Origin of the sequence: Pseudomonas oryzihabitans (assembly GCF_032027545.1) — a bacterium.
Taxonomy (GTDB): Bacteria; Pseudomonadota; Gammaproteobacteria; order Pseudomonadales; family Pseudomonadaceae; genus Chryseomonas; species Chryseomonas oryzihabitans_F.
This window is the reverse complement of the sequence record NZ_JAVSJB010000004.1, coordinates 72,263-89,215: the sequence shown is the minus strand read 5'-3', so window position 1 is coordinate 89,215 and position 16,953 is coordinate 72,263. Positions and strand designations below refer to the sequence as shown.

Below are 16,953 nucleotides of genomic sequence, written 5' to 3'. Positions count from 1 at the left end.
TTAATCGATGATTTCGCCGTGGAGCATATGCTTGCCCAGCGCCACGGTGCCGACGAAGCCGGTCACGGCGATCAGCAGCGCCGCTTCGAAGAAGACGTCGGTGGCCAGCCAGATGCCGAACAGCACGATCAGCGCCAGCACGTTGATGTAGAGGGTATCCAGGGCCAGTACCCGATCCGGGATGTCCGGGCCTTTCACCAGGCGATAGACGTTGAGCACGGCGGCCACGCCCATCATTCCCATGCACAGCAGGGTCACGTAGGTGAGCATTCGAAGATCTCCTTGAGCGGGGCTTCATAGCGGGTCTTGACCTGGTGGATCACCGCGTCCTTGTCGGCGACGTCCAGGCCGTGCAGCAGCAGGGTCTTGCGATCGCCGCTGAGGCCGGACGAGACGGTGCCGGGGGTGAGGGACACCACGCAGGCCAGCAGGGTGAGGAGGAACTCGTCCTCGATGTCGATGGGCACCTCGATGAAGGCCGGCTTGAGGTCCTGGGTACGCCCCAGCACCAGGCGCGCGACGTGCAGGTTGGCGACGACGATGTCGTACACCACCATCAGCATGTAGCGCAGCAACAGGCCGGGGCGGCGCAGGCGCGGGGCCTTGAGTAGGAAGTCCTGGCAGAGCAGCGGGATGCCCCAGCCGAGCAGCAGGCCCAAGAGTAGTTGGCCCAGGCTCAGGGTGTTGTTGAGCAGCAGCCAGGTCAGGGTCAGCAGCCCGGTGAGCAGCGGATGCGGCAGCCAGCGCTTCATGGGCCAACCCCCCGGACGATGTCGAAGTAGGGCGCGACGTCCAGCAGTTGCCGGGCGGTCTCCAGGGCGTAGCCATGCAGCGGGGCCGCCAGCGCCATCAGCAGCGGACTGCCCAGCAGCAGGCCGAGCACGGCGGCGAGCTGGACGGGGTCGAGGCGGACGTCCAGGGCCACGCTGTTGCTGCGCCAGAACAGCGTGGTGCCGGCGCGGGACAGCGCGATGATCATGCCCAGGCCGCCGAGCAGCACCACCGGCCAGACGATCAGCGCCGGCCAGGCGGTGCCGGTGGCCTGCAGCAGCATCACCTTGCCGAGGAAGCCGGGGAAGGGCGGCAGCCCCGCCACGGATACCGCACCCAGGAAGAACAGGCCGCCGAGCAGGCGTGGGTGAGCCAGCTGCGGGCCACTGTTGAGGGTATCGCCCTGGGCACCGCGCTGCTGGGCGACGAGGTCCGCCAGCAGGAACAGGGCACCGGCGATCCAGGTGCTATGCACCAGGTAGAACAACGCCCCGGCCAGGCCCGCGACACTGCCCAGGGCGACGCCGCTGAGCAGCAGGCCCACCGAGATGACCACCAGGTAGCCGAGCAGCGCCTTGAGGTGGTGGGCCGCCAGGGCACCGAACACCCCGGCGGCCAGGGTGATGGCCGCCAGTGGCCAGAGCCAGGGAAGGACGTAGCCGGCCAGCGGCCCGGCAGCGGCGCCGAACACCAGCAGGAAGACGCGGACGATGGCGTAGAGCCCGACCTTGGTCATGATGGCGAACAGCGCGGCGACCGGCGCGCTGGCCGCCGAATAGGCGCTGGGCAGCCAGAAGTACAGCGGCAGGATGGCGCCCTTGAGGCCGAACACCACCAACAGCAGGAAGCCCGCGGCGGCCAGCAGTGGTGCCTGTTCGGGATCGGCGTTGGCGACTCTCAGCCCCAGGTCGGCCAGGTTCAGGGTACCGAGCAGGCCGTAGAGCAGGCCGATACCGATCAGGAACAGCGCCGAGCCCACCAGGTTGAGCACCACGTAGTGCAGGCCGGCGCGTACCCGCGCGGGACCGGCGCCGTGCACCAGCAGGGCGTAGGAGGCGATCAGCAGGATCTCGAAGAAGACGAAGAGATTGAACAGGTCGCCGGTAAGGAAGGCGCCGTTGATCCCCAGCAGCTGGAACTGGAACAGTGCATGGAAATCCGGGCCGCGTTCGTCATCGCTCCGGCAGGCGTAGAGCGCCGCGCAGCCGGCCAGTACCGCCACGGTAACCAGCATCAGCGCGGCCAGGCGATCCAGCAGTAGGACGATGCCGAAGGGTGCCGACCAGTCGCCCAGGGCGTAGACCTCCAGCTGGCCGCCATCGGCGCGCTGCAGGAGTAGTACGGCCAGTGGCAGCAGCGCCCAGGTGGCGAGCAATGACAGGCGCCGCGAGGTGGTCACCGATAGCCGCGGACGCATCAGCAGGAAGGCGCCCATGAACAGCGGGACGAGGATCGGCAGGATGATCAGGTGTTTCATCGGCGCGGCTCCTCGCCGTCCACGTGGTCGGTGCGCAGCTCGCCCAGGGCGCGTAGCGACAGGGCGATCACGAAGGCGGTCATGGCGAAGCCGATGACGATGGCGGTGAGTACCAGCGCCTGGGGCACCGGATCGGCCTGCTCGGCGGCCTTGCCGATCACCGCCGGCACGCCGGTGCGCAGCCGGCCCATGGCGAACAGGAAGAGATTGACCGCATAGGAGAGCAGCGTGAGACCGAGCACCACCGGGTAGAGACGCGCCCTTAGCAGCAGGTAGACGCCGCTGGCGGTGAGCACCCCGAGGGCCGTGCAGAACAGGATTTCCATGTCAGAGCACCTCCTGGTTGGAGCCGTCCTTGTCCGTCTCGTCCCGGCTGACGTGGCCGAGGTTGGAGAGGATCAGCAGGGTGGCGCCGACCACAGCGAGGTAGACGCCGAGATCGAAGATCAGGGCGGTGGCCAGTTCGGTCTTGCCGATCAGCGGGATGGCGAAGTAGTCGAAGGCGGTGGTGAGGAAGGGGTAGCCGAAGACCCACGAGCCCAGGCCGGTGAGGGCGGCGATCAGCACGCCGAGGCCGCAGATGGCGTGGTAGCTGATCGGCAGGCGCCGCTGGGTCCAGGTCACGCCGTGGGCCACGTATTGCAGGATCAGGGCGATGGCGGTGATCAGGCCAGCGATGAAGCCGCCGCCGGGCAGGTTGTGGCCACGCACGAAGATGAAGGCCGACACCAGCAGCGCCAGTGGCAGCAGTACCCGCGCCACGTTGTTGAGGATCATCGGGTGGCTGTCGCGGGACCAGGGCGTGCCCTTGGGATCGACCAGCGGATGCGGCAGGTGCAGGTGCTTGAGCAGGCCATAGACGCCGGCCGCGGCGATGGCCAGTACGGTGATCTCGCCGAGGGTGTCGAAGCCGCGGAAGTCCACCAGGATGACGTTGACCACGTTGTAGCCACCGCCACCGGACACCGAGTTGGCCAGGAAGAAGTCACCGATGCCCTCGTAGGGACGGGTGAGCACGGCGTAGGCCAGCAGCGCCACCAGCAATCCCAGGCCGCCGGCCAGCAGGACATCGCGTAGGCCGCGCAGGCTGCTGGATTCGATGGGGGTGCGATCGGGCATGAAGAACAGCGCCAGCACCAGCAGGATGATGGTCACCACCTCCACCGACAGCTGGGTCAAGGCCAGGTCCGGTGCGGAATAGCGAGCGAACAGTAGGGAGACGATGAGGCCGACGGTGCTCAGGGTCATCAGCGCCTTGAGGCGATTGCGGTGGAAGACCACCGTCAGCACCGCGGTCAGCATGAGGATGCCCAGCCCGAGGGCGGTGAGCGGATCGAAGGGCGACAGCGCAACCTCGCCACCGAGGCTTTCCAGGCCGGACAGCGCCGCGACCAGCAGCACCAGGGTGGCCGACAGCATCAGCGCGATGTAGCCCTGCAGCGAGCCGCTCTCCAGGCGCCCGGTGAGGCGCTGGGCGAAGCCGATCAGGCGATTGAGGCTGTGTTCGAAGACCAGGCGGGCGTCAACGTCCGGCAGGCCGGCCTGCCAGCGGAACAGCGGCTGGCGGCAGGCATAGACCAGTACGCCACCGACCATGGCCAGGATGCTCATCACCAGGGCGGTATTGAAGCCGTGCCAGATGGCCAGGCTGTAGTCGGGCAGGCTGCCACCGAGGGCGGCACTGGCACCGGCGGCCAGCAGGGGCGCCACGGTGTAGCCCGGTACCACGCCCACCAGCAGGCACAGCAGCACCAGGATCTCCACCGGGATCTTCATGTAGCGTGGCGGCTCGTGGGGTGGGTAGTGGGGCAGGTCGCGCGGTTCGCCGTTGAAGAAGACGTCGTGGATGAAGCGCAGCGAATAGGCCACCGAGAAGACCCCGTAGAGCACCGCCACCGCCGGCACGATCCAGCTGAAGCTGCCGAACAGGCCGTGGTTGAGGGTCTCGTTGAAGAACATCTCCTTGCTCAGGAAGCCGTTGAGCAGGGGTACCCCGCCCATGGCCGCGGCGGCGACCATGGCCAGCACCGCGGTGTGCGGCATGTAGCGCCAGAGGCCGGCCAGGCGGCGCATGTCGCGGCTGCCGGTCTCGTGGTCGATGATGCCGGCGGCCATGAACAGCGAGGCCTTGAAGGTGGCGTGGTTGAGGATGTGGAACACCGCCGCCACGGTGGAGAGCTGGGTGTCGAGGCCGAACAGCAGGGTGATCAGGCCCAGGTGGCTGATGGTGGAATAGGCCAGCAACCCTTTGAGGTCGTGCTGGAACAGCGCCAGGATGGCGCCCACCACCAGGGTGGTGAGGCCGGTGAGGGTGACGATATAGAACCACCACTCCGAATCGGCCAGCGCCGGATAGAGCCGCGCCAGCAGGAAGACCCCGGCCTTGACCATGGTCGCCGAGTGCAGATAGGCCGACACGGGTGTCGGCGCGGCCATGGCCTGGGGCAGCCAGAAGTGGAAGGGAAATTGTGCGGACTTGGTGAAGACGCCCAGCAGCACCAGGATCAGCGCCAGGGGATAGAGCGCATGGCCGGTGATCAGCGGGCCGGCGGCGATGACGTCGCTCAGTTCGAAGCTGCCGACGATATGGCCGAGCAGCAGGATGCCGGCGAGCAGGGCCAGGCCGCCGCCGCCGGTGACGGTCAGCGCCATGCGCGCACCCTGGCGGGCTTCCTTGCTGTGGCTCCAGAAGCCGATCAGCAGGAAGGACGACAGGCTGGTCAGCTCCCAGAACACCATCAGCAGCAGCAGGTTTTCCGCCAGTACCACGCCCAGCATGGCACCCATGAACAGCAGCAGGTAGGCGAAGAAGCGCCCGACCGGTTCGTCCTTGCTCAGGTAATAGGTGGCATAGAGGATCACCAACAGGCCGATGACCAGGATCATCAGGGCGAACATCAGCCCCAGGCCATCCAGGCGCAGGCTGAGGTTCAGGCCCAGGGCGGGCAGCCAGTCGACCCGGTGCAGCAGCACGGCGCCGTCCAGTACTGCAGGCAGTTGCGTCGCCAGCAGGGCGAGAGCTACGGCAGGGGCCACGGCGGCGCCCAGGGCACAGGCGCGCCGACCAACGCGATCGGTCGCCAGCGACAGCAATGTTCCCAGGAAGGGCAACGCGATGATCAGCGCCAATACCATGCCTGCATCCTTTAGCTGAGCCGCCTCACGGCGGTTGGTAGATGGGGCTCCCTCGAGGCTTCGAGGCATTCGATCCGCTCACCGGGAGACTCGCCGGACGGCGAGCGGTAAGGCAATCGATCTATGAGTTTCGTACAAGAACCGACGGTTTAATAACCTACGGTGATAATAAAAGAGAGACCACGAATTCCTAGGCCTGTCTCCCTTACAAAATATTAGGAAACAGGGCACAGGCGAACCCCAGGGTCGTCCAGGCCGGCGGCAGGTGCGTTCCAGACCTGATTGAGACCTCTGGAGCGGGCTTTTGCTCAAGGGCGGGCGAGAGGGCAGCAGCCGGCGCGTCGTGCTGGACGGGCGCCGGCTGCGGGGAAGAAAAAACCCGACACGCCAAAGGAGCAAGAAACGCGTGCCGGGGGTAAGCGCAGACGGTCAGAACGCCTGCGCGGGGGAAACGTTGCCCTGGGCGAGACGGGCGGGCTGCACGTCCCAGCCGCCACCCAGGGCCTTGTAGAGGGCGACGATGCCGCGATAGAGCTCGATCTCGCCCTGGGCCTGCTGGTCCTCGGCGGCCAGGCGCTCGCGCTGGGCATCGAGCAGCACCAGGAAATCGGTGCCGCCCTCGCGGTAGCGGATCTCGGCCTGATCGGCGGCGGCGCGGCTGGCCACCGACTGGCGAATCAATGCCTGCAGGCGCTCCTGGCGGCGGCCGTAGTCGCTGAAGGCATTGGCGCTTTCTTCCAGGGCGGTCAGCACCTGTTGCTCGTAATTGGCGAGGGCCTCGTCCGAGCCGGCACGGGCGCCGCGCAAGCGGGCGCGGACGCTGCCCAGGTCGAAGGCCGGCCAGCTGATGCTCGGCCCCAGCGTCCAGGCGCGCGCGGCGCTGCTGCCGATCTGCGAACCGCGCCCGGCGGTGAAGCCGAGGAAGCCCGAGAGACTGACCCGCGGGAAGAGATCGGCGGTGGCGACTCCGACGTCGGCAGTGGCGGCGGCCAGGCGGCGTTCGGCGGCCGCCACGTCCGGGCGCCGCCGCAGCAATTCGCCGGGATCGCCGATAGGCAGGCGCTTGGCGATGGCCGGCAGGGCCTTGGGCGAGAGATCCACGCTCAGGGCGTCCGGCCGCTCGCCGAGCAGGGTGGCGATGCGGTTGCGGGCGCGGGTGGCCTGGGCCTGGAATTCCGGCAGGCTGGCTTCGGTGGCGGCCAGGCGCGCTTCGCTGCGCTGCACGTCCAGGTCGCTGCCCATGCCTTCGTCCCTCAGGGTCACGGTCAGGCGGCGCGCTTCGCGCTGGTTGCCCAGGTTGTCGCGGGCGATGCGTTCGCGCAACTGGGCGCCGCGCAGATCGCCATAGGCATCCACCAGTTCGGCGATCAGGCTGACCTGCAGCCCGGCGAGGTCGGAGGCCGCCGCCTCGGCGCGGGCGTCGCTGGCTTCCAGGGTATGGCGTACCCGACCGAACAGATCGATTTCCCAGGCCATGTCCAGGCCCAGGTCGTAACGGTCGCTGTTGACCCGCTCTTCGGTGAAGCCGGGTTGCTGGGCCTTGCCGAGCTGGCTGCTGGCGCGGCTGGTGACGGTCGGATAGAGATCGTTGGCGTCGTCGTCCCTCAGGGCGCGGGCGGCGCGCAGCCGGGCGAAGGCGGCGCGCAATTCACGGTTGCCGTCCAGGCTGCTTGCCACCAGGGCGTTGAGGGTCGGGTCCTCGAACTGGCGCCACCAGAGCGCCTCGAAGCGGCCCTGGTCGTAGACCGCGGGCTGCTCGCTGGCCTTGAGCTGCGCAGGTGTCGGTTGCGGGGCCTGGTAGTGCGGGCCGACGGCGCAGGCGGAAACCGCCAGCGCCAGCAGCAGGGGAGCGAAGACCTTCATGCCTGGGCCTCCCGGGCGATGGCGGAACGGGCCTGGCGACGCTCCACGAAGGCGCGCACCAGTACATAGAACAGCGGCGTGAGTAGCAGGCCGAAGAAGGTCACCCCGAGCATCCCGGAGAACACCGCGACGCCCATGGCATGGCGCATCTCGGCACCGGCACCGGTCGAGGTCACCAGGGGCACCACGCCCATGATGAAGGCGAAGCTGGTCATCAGGATGGGCCTCAGGCGCAGGCGGCAGGCCTCCAGCACCGCGGCGACGCGGTCCTTGCCGGTGGCCTGCTGGTCCTTGGCGAACTCGACGATGAGGATGGCGTTCTTGCACGCCAGGCCCACCAGCACGATCAGGCCGATCTGGGTGAAGATGTTGTTGTCACTGCCGGCCAGGATCACCCCGGTGATGGCCGAGAGCAGGGTCATGGGCACGATCAGGATCACCGCCAGCGGCAGACTCCAGCTCTCGTACTGGGCAGCCAGCACCAGGAAGGCCAGCAGCACGCAGAGCGGGAACACCAGCAGGGCGGTATTGCCGGAGAGGATCTGCTGGTAGGTCAGCTCGGTCCATTCGAAGGTCATGCCGTTGGGCAGCTCCTGCTTGAGCAGTCGCTCGATGGCCGCCTGGGCCTGGCCGGAGCTGTAGCCCGGTGCCGGCGCGCCGTTGATCTCGGCGGTGAGGAAGCCGTTGTAGTGCATCACCCGGTCGGGGCCGGCGGTATCGCTGATCTTGACGAAGGTGGACAGGGGCACCATCTCGCCGCGGTCGTTGCGCACCTTGAGCTGGCCGATCTGCTCGGGCTCCAGGCGGAAGCGCTGGTCGGCCTGGACGTTGACCTGGAAGGTACGGCCGAAACGGTTGAAGTCGTTGGCGTAGACCGAGCCCAGGTAGGCCTGCAGGGTGTCGAAGATGGCGTCGATGGGCACCCCGTGGGTCTTGGCCTTCTCACGGTCGATGTGGGCATCGATCTGTGGCACGTTGACCTGGTAGCTGGTGAACAGCGACTCCGGCGCCAGCTCCGGCAACTGCCGCGCCTTGGCCAGCACGCTCTGGGTCTGGGCGTAGAGTTCTTCGTAACCCAGGTTGCCACGGTCTTCCACCTGCAGGCGGAAGCCGCCGATGCTGCCCAGCCCCTGCACCGGTGGCGGCGGGAAGATGGCGATGATGGATTCCTGGATGGCGGCGAATTCACCGTTCAGCTGGGCGGCGATGGCACCGGCCGACAGCGAGGGATCACGACGCTCCTCGAAGGGCTTCAGGGTCACGAAGACGATGCCGCTGTTGGGGCTGTTGGTGAAGCCGTTGATGGACAGGCCGGGGAAGGCCACGGTGCTTTCCACGCCCGGGTGCTTGAGGGCGATGGCCGACATGCGGCGGATGACCTCTTCGCTGCGATCCAGGGTGGCGGCGTCGGGCAGCTGGGCGAAGGCCACCAGGTACTGCTTGTCCTGGGGCGGTACGAAGCCGGTCGGCGTCTTCACCAGGCCCAGGCCGGTCAGGCCGAGCAGCACCACATAGAGCACCAGCACGATGGAGCTACCGCGCAGCACCCGGCGCACGGTACCGACGTAGCCGTGGCTGGCCCGCTCGAAGAAGCGGTTGAAGGGGGCGAACAGCCAGCCACCGAACAGTCGGTCGAGCAGCCGCGAGAAGCGGTCCTTGGGCGCGTCGTGGCCCTTGAGCAGCACCGCGGCCAGGGCCGGCGACAGGGTCAGGGAGTTGAACGCCGAGATCACCGTGGAGATGGCGATGGTCAGGGCGAATTGGCGATAGAACTGCCCGGTAAGGCCGGAGATGAAGGCGGTGGGGACGAACACCGCGCAGAGCACCAGGGCGGTGGCGATGATGGGGCCCGTCACTTCACCCATGGCACGGCGGGTGGCGGCCACCGGATCGAGGCCCAGGCCGATGTTCCGCTCGACGTTCTCCACCACCACGATGGCGTCGTCCACCACGATGCCGATGGCCAGCACCAGGCCGAACAGGGACAGCGCATTGAGCGAGAAGCCGAAGGCGTGCATCACCGCGAAGGTGCCGATCAGCGACACCGGCACCGCCACCAGGGGAATGATGGAAGCGCGCCAGGTCTGCAGGAACAGGATCACCACCAGCACCACCAGGATGATGGCTTCGAACAGGGTGTGGACCACGGCTTCGATGGAGCCGCGCACGAAGATGGTCGGGTCGTAGACGATCTCGTAGTCCATGCCCTGGGGGAAACTCTGCTTGAGCTCGGCCATCTTGGCGCGCACCTGGTTGGACAGGTCGATGGCATTGCTGCCGGGGCGCTGGAAGATCGGGATGGCCACTGCCGGCTGGTTGTTCAGCAGGGATCTCAAGGCGTATTGGTTGGAGCCCAGTTCGATGCGGGCGATGTCGCGCAGCCGGGTGATCTGGCCGTCGCTGCCGGCGCGCACGATGATGTTGGCGAATTCTTCCTCGTCCACCAGGCGGCCCTGGGTGTTGATGGCCAACTGGAAGCTGGTGCTGCCCGGCGCTGGCGGCGCACCGAGGGCGCCCGCCGCGACCTGGCGGTTCTGCTCGCGGATGGCGGCGACCACGTCGCTGGCGGTCAGGCCGCGCGAGGCCACCTTATCCGGATCGAGCCAGACGCGCAGGGAATAGTCGCCCATGCCGAACAGCTGGACATCGCCCACGCCGTCCAGCCGCGCCAGTTCGTCCTTGACGTTGATCAGGGCGTAGTTGGACAGGTAGAGCATGTCGTAGCGCTGATCCGGCGAGGTCAGGTGCACCACCATCGCCAGGTCCGGGGAGGCCTTGTCGGCGGTCACGCCGAGGCGCTGCACCTCTTCCGGCAGCTTGGGCAGGGTGCGGGTGACGCGGTTCTGCACCTGTACCTGGGCGGTATCCAGGTTGGTACCCAGAGCGAAGGTGATGGTCAGGGTCAGCTTGCCGTCGGCGGTGGACTGCGACGACAGGTAGAGCATGTGCTCCACGCCGTTCATGGCCTGCTCCAGGGGCGCGGCGACGGTCTCGCCGATCACCTTGGGGTTGGCGCCGGGGAAGGTGGCGCGCACCACCACGGTGGGCGGCACCACCTCGGGGTATTCGCTGATCGGCAGCTGGAACAGCGAGATGGCTCCGCCGATCAGGATGATCAGCGAGAGCACGGCGGCGAAGATCGGCCGGCGGATGAAGAACTGGGAGAAGTTCATCGGGCTTTCCTTGGGCAACAGGCGGCCGTCGCGTCCATCGCGGCCTATGGGCCGCTCCTACAGAAGCCGGATATCTCGTAGGAGCGGCCCATGGCCGCGATACCGCGATGCCTATATGGGCGAAGGTTTTGAGCTGGACGGGGTGGAGCCTGGGGTCTAGCGACTACCCAGCTTGAGCGGCTGGTTAGGCGCCGGCAGGCTGGCCAATACCGCATCGCGCTGGCGCTTGAGGGCGGCCAGGGTGGTGGCGTCGGCCATGGGTACCGACTGGGCGTCGACGGTCATGCCCGGACGGACCCGCTGCAGGCCGTTGACCACGATGCGATCGCCGGCTTCCAGGCCCTTGCGGACGATGCGCAAGCCTTCCAGGCGTGGGCCCAGGTCGACGGTGCGGTAGGCGGCCTTGCTCTGGCCATCCACCACCAGCACGAATTTCTTGCCCAGGTCAGTGCCCACGGCGGCGTCCTGGATCAGGGTGCCTTCGTAGGTGCCGCTGCCCACCAGGCGCAGTCGGGCGTAGAGCCCGGGGGTGAAGCGCCCGTCGGCGTTGTCGAACACGGCGCGGCCGTGGATGGTGCCGGTGCGCGGATCGAGCTGGTTGTCCATGAAGTCCATGTGGCCTTCGTGGGAAAAGTCCTCCTCGTTGGACAGCGCCATGTAGACCGGGCTGGCGTTGCCACGTTGACCCTGGCGGGCCAGCGCCTGCTGCTTGAGGAAGACGCGCTCGTCGGCATCGAAGTAGGCGTAGACCTTGTCGGTGGAGACCAGGGTGGTGAGACGGGTATCGCCCGCGTTCACCAGGTTGCCGGCGGTGACCTCGGCACGGCCGACACGACCGTCGATGGCGGCGCGGACCTCGGTGAAGCCCAGGTTCAGGCGGGCGGCGTCCAGTTGCGCCTGGGCGGCGGCGACGCTGGCCTTGGCTTCCTGGGCGGCACTGCGGCGGGCCTCGACGATCTCCGCGGAAATGGCGTTGCTGCTGCGCAGGCGTTCGCCGCGGGCGGCTTCGTCGGCGGTGCGGCTGGCGTTGGCGCGAGCCTGTTGCAGCTCGGCTTCGAGGCGCTTGACCTCGGCCTGGAAAGGCCGCGGATCGATCTGCATGAGAAGGTCGCCGCGCTTGACCTGGGCACCTTCGTGGAACATTACCCGGTCGACGTAGCCGGACACGCGGGGTCGCACTACCACGGATTCCGGGGCCTCCAGGCGACCGGTCACCTCGTCCCACTCCACCACCGGCTGGCGCAGCACCTCGGCGGCGCTCACCTTGGGCGCGGGCGGTGCAGCGCTGGCCTGGGGATGGGAATCACCGCAGGCGGCGAGCAGCAGGGTGGAAGTCAGGGCCAGGGGGCCGAGGGTTTTCGCGAAGAGTTCCATGTTCGAGTCCGCCCGAGGTGGAAAGAGGTCAGGAAGGCGAGTCTGCCGCCGCGCGAGGGCAGCGACGAATCGAAGGGCTCGAACTTATTTATCGATGTCGATGATGGTTTTGACGTAGGTATCGCTGGCGGTGATGGCGCCCGCCGGAAAGGGCCGCTGTTGAGCCCTTCCGCCCGATCGAGGGCAGGGGCTCAGCCTCAAAGGCTGTCCGGATCGCCGATGAACATCTGGATGCGTGACCTCAGCCAGCGCTCGCCGGGGTCGTGATCCTGGGCGCCGCTCCAGGCCATGGGCAGTTCGTGGCCGCCGTCGTTCAGCTCGGCGGGCGGGTCCTCGTAGCGAAGACCGCCAGTGCTGGCCAGCAGGCGCGCGGTATAGTCCGGCACCATCACCAGCAGGTCAGTTTCCGCCAGCAGCGAGCCCAGGCCGTTGAACTGGGGCACCGCCAGCACGACCCGGCGCTGGCGGCCGAGCTTGTCGAGCAATTCGTCGACATAGCCGGTGAGGTCGCCGGCATAGGACACCAGGGCATGGGGACGAGCGCAGTACTCGTCCAGGGTCAGGCGCCCAGGCTTGCTGTCGGCGCGCAAGACCTTGAAGCCGAAGCGGCGCACCGGTCGGCGCTTGGCGTTGGCCGGCAACTCCTCGGTGTAGCCCACCGCCACGGTGATCTCGCCGGAGGCCAGCATGCCGGCGGCGGTGAGGTAGTTCATCCGTCGCACCACCAGGGTGGTCCCCGGCGCCTCGATGCGGATGCGTCGCAGCAAGGGCGGCAGCAGGGCGAATTCGACATCGTCGGACAGGCCGACGCGAAACACCCGGTCGGCGCTGGCCGGCTCGAAGCTCTGGGTGCGGCTCACCGCGCTGGAGATCTGGTCCAGCGCCGGCGACAGCAGGGCGGCGATCTCCTGGGCGCGGGGCGTGGGTTCCATGCTGCGCCCGGTGCGGACGAACAGTGGATCGTCGAACAGGGTGCGCAGCCGCGCCAGGGCGGCGCTGATCGCCGGCTGGCCAAGGAACAGCTTTTCCGCGGCACGGGTGACGCTGCGCTCGAGCATCAGGGTCTCGAACACGATGAGCAGGTTGAGGTCGACGCGACGCAGATCGGTACGGTTCATTCAGGCCCCGGCAGGGAGTGGATCGATACCCCCGATGTCCATTATCGATGGGGATGCATAGAATCCTAAGGGAAGGCTGGTTAGAGTCCTAGTCATAGCAGTCCGCCTCGGCAACCGTTCCGGGGTCGGCATCAACGCGAGGTAGTCCCATGTCCCGCCTGATCCAGTTCACCGAATTCGGCCCACCGGAGGTGCTCACCTGCATCGACCGGCCCACGCCCATGGCCGGGCCCGGCGAGGTGCTGGTGCAGGTGCAGGCTATTGGCGTGAGCTGGTACGACGTGCTCTGGCGGCAGAACCTGGCCCCCGAGCAGGCCAATCCGCCAGCGGGTCTCGGTTGCGAGCTGGCCGGGGTGGTCACCGCCCTGGGCGAGGGCGTTGCCGACCTGGCAGTGGGTGATCGGGTGGCCAGTTTCCTCGGTCACGACATCAATCGCTATCCGGCCTATGGTGATGACCTGGTCTATCCTGCCACCTCCCTGGTGCGCTATCCGGATGTCCTTACCCCGGTCGAGGCCGCGGTGCACTACACCCCGCTGCTGACCGCCTACACCGGTCTGGTGCACCAGGCGCGCCTGCAGCCAGGCGAATGGGTGCTGATCACCGACGCCAGCCGCTGTTGCGGACCGGTCTCCATTCAGCTGGCCAAGGCCCTGGGCGCGCGGGTCATCGCCAGTACCCACGATGCCGGCGACCGCGACTACCTGCGCGAACTGGGTGCCGACAAGGTCATCGCCGCCGAGGAAGAGGATCTGGTCAGCCGCATCGCCAGCATCACCGACGGCGTAGGCGTGCACGTGGCCCTGGATGCCCTGGGCGGCCCGCAGTTGGCACTGCTCGGCGAGGCCATGGCGCCCCGTGGGCGCCTGCTGCTCTACGGCCTCAACGGCGGCAACCAGACCCCGCTGCCGGCCTGCGCGGCCTTCAAGAAGAAATTCAAGCTCTACATCCACTGCGTGCAGGATTTCACCGGCCAGCCGGAGATGGGCCTGGAAGCGGACTGCGCCGTGGTACGCGAGGCGCTGCAGCACATCGACCAGCTGACCCGTGATCGGCTGCTCAAGGCACAGATCAAGCAGGTCTTCCCCTTCGACCAGTACGTCGAGGCCCATCGCTGCATGGAGCAGTGCCCGACCCGGGGGCGCGTGGTGCTCAGCGTCGAGTGATCCTCGCGGTCATGAAAAACCCACGCCTCGGCGTGGGTTTTTTGTGGCCGGTCGAGTCAGGCAGCGGCCTTTTTCTGCAGCGGCGGCGTGGCCCGGTTGACCCGTGTCTTGGCGCCGAAGAAGGCCACGCTGAGGAAGTGCAGCGGGCTGATCCGCTCCAGCACCAGCTTCAACGCCACCGGCAGGAACAAGCCCAGCACCATGCTGACGGTGAAGATCACCCAGAGGTTATGGACCTCCAGCTTGTTCAGCACGATGCGGGCACCAGCGGTGCCGAAGACGTGGAACAGGTAGATCTCGAAGGAGAAATAGCCCAGCCAGGCCAGTGGCTTGAAATAGAAGCGCCGGGCTATCAGCAGGCTGATGGCGGCCAGGCCCAGGGCAGTACCTATGAGTTCGATCTCGTTCTCATCGAGGTCAAGCAGTTCGAACAGATAGGCCTGATCGATGGCCACCAGCAAGCACAAGGCGATGCCGGCAAGGACGATGTTTCGATGCGTGATCAGGCGATCGGCGAAACGGTACAACCCCAGGCCCAACAGGAAGAACGGCAGCAGTTGCATGGCTTTGTTCAGGCTGAAAAGGTCCGGGAAGTTTTCCCAGGCCTGGGATGCAACCAGCGCGGCCAGGAGCACGAAACCGAAATTCCGCAGGCTGAGCAACAGCCCGGCCTTCTCCAGCAGTGCGATGAACACGAAGATGCAGAAGATCGACTGCAGGAACCAGAAGTGTGCGTAGCTGAAGAAGTAGATGCTGAAGATGTCGGTCAGCTGCGGCTTGGTGTTGGTATTGGGAATGGCCATCTGCACGGCGAAGAACAGTGTCGACACGACTAGCAGGGGAATGCCGATGCGCTTGAACTTGCCCAGATAGAAACGCGACAGATCGCTCCCGGTGTTTACCGGGCGGAGCGCATAGACATAGCCGGATATCGCCGTGAACAGCGGCATGCGCACGTAGACCAGGGAGTCGTACAGGTAGCGGAGCGTCGAATCGTCCGGCACCTTCATGCCGTAGATGGAAGAGTTGCCGATGACATGGCCCGCCACCATCAGAAACAGCGCCAGTCCACGAATGGTCTCGATCCGCAGGTCTTTCTCGGGCGTGGTCTTGGTCATGCTGAGTCCTCTGTACTAGCGAAGGCGAGACAGCGTTGCCTCAATCGAGCGATGGGGAACGGATGTCGGCGCATCGTTCATCTGAGCCCGCTGAGCTTAGGCTAGTTCGCTTCCTTCCTTAACGAGGCGATCGGAAAAGCCCGGGTTTTCTTGCGCTGCATCACTTTTCCGTGAAGCGATTCCCGAAAGTGTGAACTGACAACACCGGCGAATGGCGGTGATTAAGCTGGCATTCTGCCAGTTTTAAGGATTTCTTAAGCCAAAGGAGGGGTCGGGGATGGCGGCCGGGGCCGCCGGATACTCAGATGAAGGCCTTGCCGTCGAGCACCGCCTTGCGCCAGCGGGTGATGCGCACCTCGGCGGGCAGGCCGACCTGGCTGAAGGGGTCCTGGGCCAGGAAGGCCTCCGCCTCGGCACGGGTTTCCACGTCGACGATGTAGATGCTGCCGCTGGCGGTCTCGCCGTCGTCGCTGAGCTTGGCGCCGCAGGCCAGTAGGGCGGCGGCTTGCTCGCGGAGGAAGTCCAGGTGGGCCGGGCGATGCTGCTGGCGCAGGGCCAGGCTGTCCGGCTTGTCGAAGGTCTCGATCAGAAAAGGCATGGCAGGCTCCGATAGGGGCGGTGGCCCCGGTGGCCGCCGCCCGCGCAGGGTGGCGTGATCCTGGGCACAGCGTCAATCGGACCTTCGACAACTGACCACACCCTGGCGGACGGCATAGCCTTAGGCGAGAAGAGTATTAAACCTTTTCGTATAAAGCAGCCAAGCTGGCCTTCCTCAATGGAATAAGGGAAGGCCGCTATGACTTTCGCAACTCTTCGTCGCCTGGCATGCATCGCCCTGGTGGCCCTGACGACCTTCGGCAGCCTGGCCGCGGCCCAGGCCGCCGACCAGCCACTCCGGATCGGCTACCAGAAGGGCGGTGGCCTGCTGGCCGTGCTCAAGGCCCAGGGTACCCTGGAGCAGACCCTGGGCGCCCAGGGCTACCAAGTGAGCTGGCGTGAGTTCCAGGCCGGCCCGCAGCTGCTGGAGGCGCTCAACGCCGGCAGCATCGACGTCGGCTACACCGGCTCGCCGCCCCCGATCTTCGCCCAGGCCGCCGGGATCGATCTGGTCTATCTGGGGGCCGAACCGGCCAGTGAGTCGGTCGAGGCCATCCTGGTGCCGGAAGGCTCACCGATCCGCGACGTGGCGGCACTCAAGGGCAAGAAGGTCGCGGTGCAGAAGGGTTCCAGCGCGAACTTCCTGCTGGTCGCTGCCCTGGAAAAGGCCGGGCTCGGCTTCAAGGACATCCAGCCGGTCTATCTGCCGCCCGCCGATGCCCGCGCCGCCTTCGCCAACGGCTCGGTGGACGCCTGGGTGGTCTGGGACCCGTACTTGGCGGCCATCCAGCAAAGCCAGCCGGTGCGCGTACTCGCCGACTACAAGGGCCTGCTGCACGCCAACAGCTTCTATGAAGGGTCGCGCCGCTTCGCCGATGCCCATCCCGAGGCGATCCGCCTGCTGCTGGCGGAGCTGGCCAAGGCCGGGGCCTGGGCCAATACCCACAAGCCGGAGGTGAGCCGCATCCTGGCGCAGCAGATCGGTCTGCCGGAAGCGGTGATCGCCACCTGGCAGGCCCGTGCCGGCTATGGGGTGACGGCACTGACGCCCGAGATCATCGCCACCCAGCAGCAGACTGCCGACATCTTCCACGCCCAGGGGCTGATTCCGCGCAAGGTCGACGTGAGCCAGGCGGTGTGGCAGGCGCCCCACTAGAACGG

General features: G+C 66.9%; 13 protein-coding genes. 2 read left to right on the top strand and 11 right to left on the bottom strand.

Annotated elements, in window-relative coordinates; translation table 11 throughout:
* The 9 genes from RND78_RS07755 to RND78_RS07715 all read right to left on the bottom strand — a co-directional run bounded on the left by RND78_RS07755 (position 1) and on the right by RND78_RS07715 (position 12,911).
* The gene (locus RND78_RS07755; protein ID WP_295462422.1) at positions 1–270 is read right to left on the bottom strand and encodes a K+/H+ antiporter subunit F; all 270 of its coding nucleotides are present in this window, start codon (positions 268–270) and stop codon (positions 1–3) included.
* Complete coding sequence (locus tag RND78_RS07750; protein WP_312727436.1) at positions 255–752, bottom strand: Na+/H+ antiporter subunit E; 498 nt, start codon at positions 750–752, stop codon at positions 255–257. The genes RND78_RS07755 and RND78_RS07750 overlap by 16 nt, the downstream gene beginning before the upstream one ends.
* Positions 749–2,248, bottom strand: a complete 1,500-nt coding sequence (locus RND78_RS07745; protein ID WP_312727433.1) for a monovalent cation/H+ antiporter subunit D — start codon at positions 2,246–2,248, stop codon at positions 749–751. Before RND78_RS07745 ends, RND78_RS07750 begins: the two co-directional genes overlap by 4 nt.
* Positions 2,245–2,574 (bottom strand): Na+/H+ antiporter subunit C, encoded by a 330-nt coding sequence (locus tag RND78_RS07740; RefSeq protein ID WP_312727431.1) that lies wholly within the window; start codon positions 2,572–2,574, stop codon positions 2,245–2,247. Before RND78_RS07740 ends, RND78_RS07745 begins: the two co-directional genes overlap by 4 nt.
* A gap of 1 nt (position 2,575) precedes the next feature.
* Positions 2,576–5,383 carry a monovalent cation/H+ antiporter subunit A gene (locus RND78_RS07735; RefSeq protein WP_312727429.1) on the bottom strand — a complete coding sequence of 936 codons (2,808 nt, stop codon included), beginning with the start codon at positions 5,381–5,383 and terminating at the stop codon, positions 2,576–2,578.
* A 429-nt stretch (positions 5,384–5,812) separates the two neighbouring features.
* Entirely contained in the window at positions 5,813–7,246 is a 1,434-nt protein-coding gene (locus RND78_RS07730) for a TolC family protein (protein WP_312727426.1), read from the bottom strand.
* Complete coding sequence (locus RND78_RS07725; RefSeq protein ID WP_312727423.1) at positions 7,243–10,419, bottom strand: efflux RND transporter permease subunit; 3,177 nt, start codon at positions 10,417–10,419, stop codon at positions 7,243–7,245. The genes RND78_RS07730 and RND78_RS07725 overlap by 4 nt, the downstream gene beginning before the upstream one ends.
* A 156-nt stretch (positions 10,420–10,575) precedes the next feature.
* Positions 10,576–11,793 carry an efflux RND transporter periplasmic adaptor subunit gene (locus RND78_RS07720; RefSeq protein ID WP_312727421.1) on the bottom strand — a complete coding sequence of 406 codons (1,218 nt, stop codon included), beginning with the start codon at positions 11,791–11,793 and terminating at the stop codon, positions 10,576–10,578.
* A gap of 197 nt (positions 11,794–11,990) precedes the next feature.
* Complete coding sequence (locus tag RND78_RS07715) at positions 11,991–12,911, bottom strand: LysR family transcriptional regulator (protein WP_007159891.1); 921 nt, start codon at positions 12,909–12,911, stop codon at positions 11,991–11,993.
* A gap of 149 nt (positions 12,912–13,060) precedes the next feature.
* Between RND78_RS07715 and RND78_RS07710 the strand changes: the two genes are divergently transcribed.
* On the top strand, positions 13,061–14,077 hold the full coding sequence (locus tag RND78_RS07710) for a zinc-dependent alcohol dehydrogenase family protein (protein ID WP_312727417.1): 1,017 nt from the start codon (positions 13,061–13,063) through the stop codon (positions 14,075–14,077).
* A gap of 56 nt (positions 14,078–14,133) precedes the next feature.
* Here the strand turns inward: RND78_RS07710 and RND78_RS07705 are convergent, their stop codons facing one another.
* Positions 14,134–15,195 (bottom strand): acyltransferase, encoded by a 1,062-nt coding sequence (locus RND78_RS07705; protein ID WP_312727414.1) that lies wholly within the window; start codon positions 15,193–15,195, stop codon positions 14,134–14,136.
* A gap of 301 nt (positions 15,196–15,496) precedes the next feature.
* The gene (locus RND78_RS07700) at positions 15,497–15,793 is read right to left on the bottom strand and encodes a YciI family protein (protein WP_312727411.1); all 297 of its coding nucleotides are present in this window, start codon (positions 15,791–15,793) and stop codon (positions 15,497–15,499) included.
* Positions 15,794–15,991: 198 nt separating this feature from the next.
* Between RND78_RS07700 and RND78_RS07695 the strand changes: the two genes are divergently transcribed.
* Entirely contained in the window at positions 15,992–16,948 is a 957-nt protein-coding gene (locus RND78_RS07695; protein ID WP_312727409.1) for a sulfonate ABC transporter substrate-binding protein, read from the top strand.
* Positions 16,949–16,953: the final 5 nt, after the last annotated feature.

Bases quoted from the DNA above. Each gene is read 5' to 3' on its own strand.
- RND78_RS07720 (WP_312727421.1), bottom strand. From the start codon at position 11,793: ATGGAACTCTTCGCGAAAACCCTCGGCCCCCTGGCCCTGACTTCCACC.
- RND78_RS07700 (WP_312727411.1), bottom strand. From the start codon at position 15,793: ATGCCTTTTCTGATCGAGACCTTCGACAAGCCGGACAGCCTGGCCCTG.
- RND78_RS07750 (WP_312727436.1), bottom strand. From the start codon at position 752: ATGAAGCGCTGGCTGCCGCATCCGCTGCTCACCGGGCTGCTGACCCTG.
- RND78_RS07695 (WP_312727409.1), top strand. From the start codon at position 15,992: ATGACTTTCGCAACTCTTCGTCGCCTGGCATGCATCGCCCTGGTGGCC.
- RND78_RS07755 (WP_295462422.1), bottom strand. From the start codon at position 270: ATGCTCACCTACGTGACCCTGCTGTGCATGGGAATGATGGGCGTGGCC.
- RND78_RS07705 (WP_312727414.1), bottom strand. From the start codon at position 15,195: ATGACCAAGACCACGCCCGAGAAAGACCTGCGGATCGAGACCATTCGT.
- RND78_RS07710 (WP_312727417.1), top strand. From the start codon at position 13,061: ATGTCCCGCCTGATCCAGTTCACCGAATTCGGCCCACCGGAGGTGCTC.
- RND78_RS07740 (WP_312727431.1), bottom strand. From the start codon at position 2,574: ATGGAAATCCTGTTCTGCACGGCCCTCGGGGTGCTCACCGCCAGCGGC.
- RND78_RS07745 (WP_312727433.1), bottom strand. From the start codon at position 2,248: ATGAAACACCTGATCATCCTGCCGATCCTCGTCCCGCTGTTCATGGGC.
- RND78_RS07725 (WP_312727423.1), bottom strand. From the start codon at position 10,419: ATGAACTTCTCCCAGTTCTTCATCCGCCGGCCGATCTTCGCCGCCGTG.
- RND78_RS07715 (WP_007159891.1), bottom strand. From the start codon at position 12,911: ATGAACCGTACCGATCTGCGTCGCGTCGACCTCAACCTGCTCATCGTG.
- RND78_RS07735 (WP_312727429.1), bottom strand. From the start codon at position 5,383: ATGGTATTGGCGCTGATCATCGCGTTGCCCTTCCTGGGAACATTGCTG.
- RND78_RS07730 (WP_312727426.1), bottom strand. From the start codon at position 7,246: ATGAAGGTCTTCGCTCCCCTGCTGCTGGCGCTGGCGGTTTCCGCCTGC.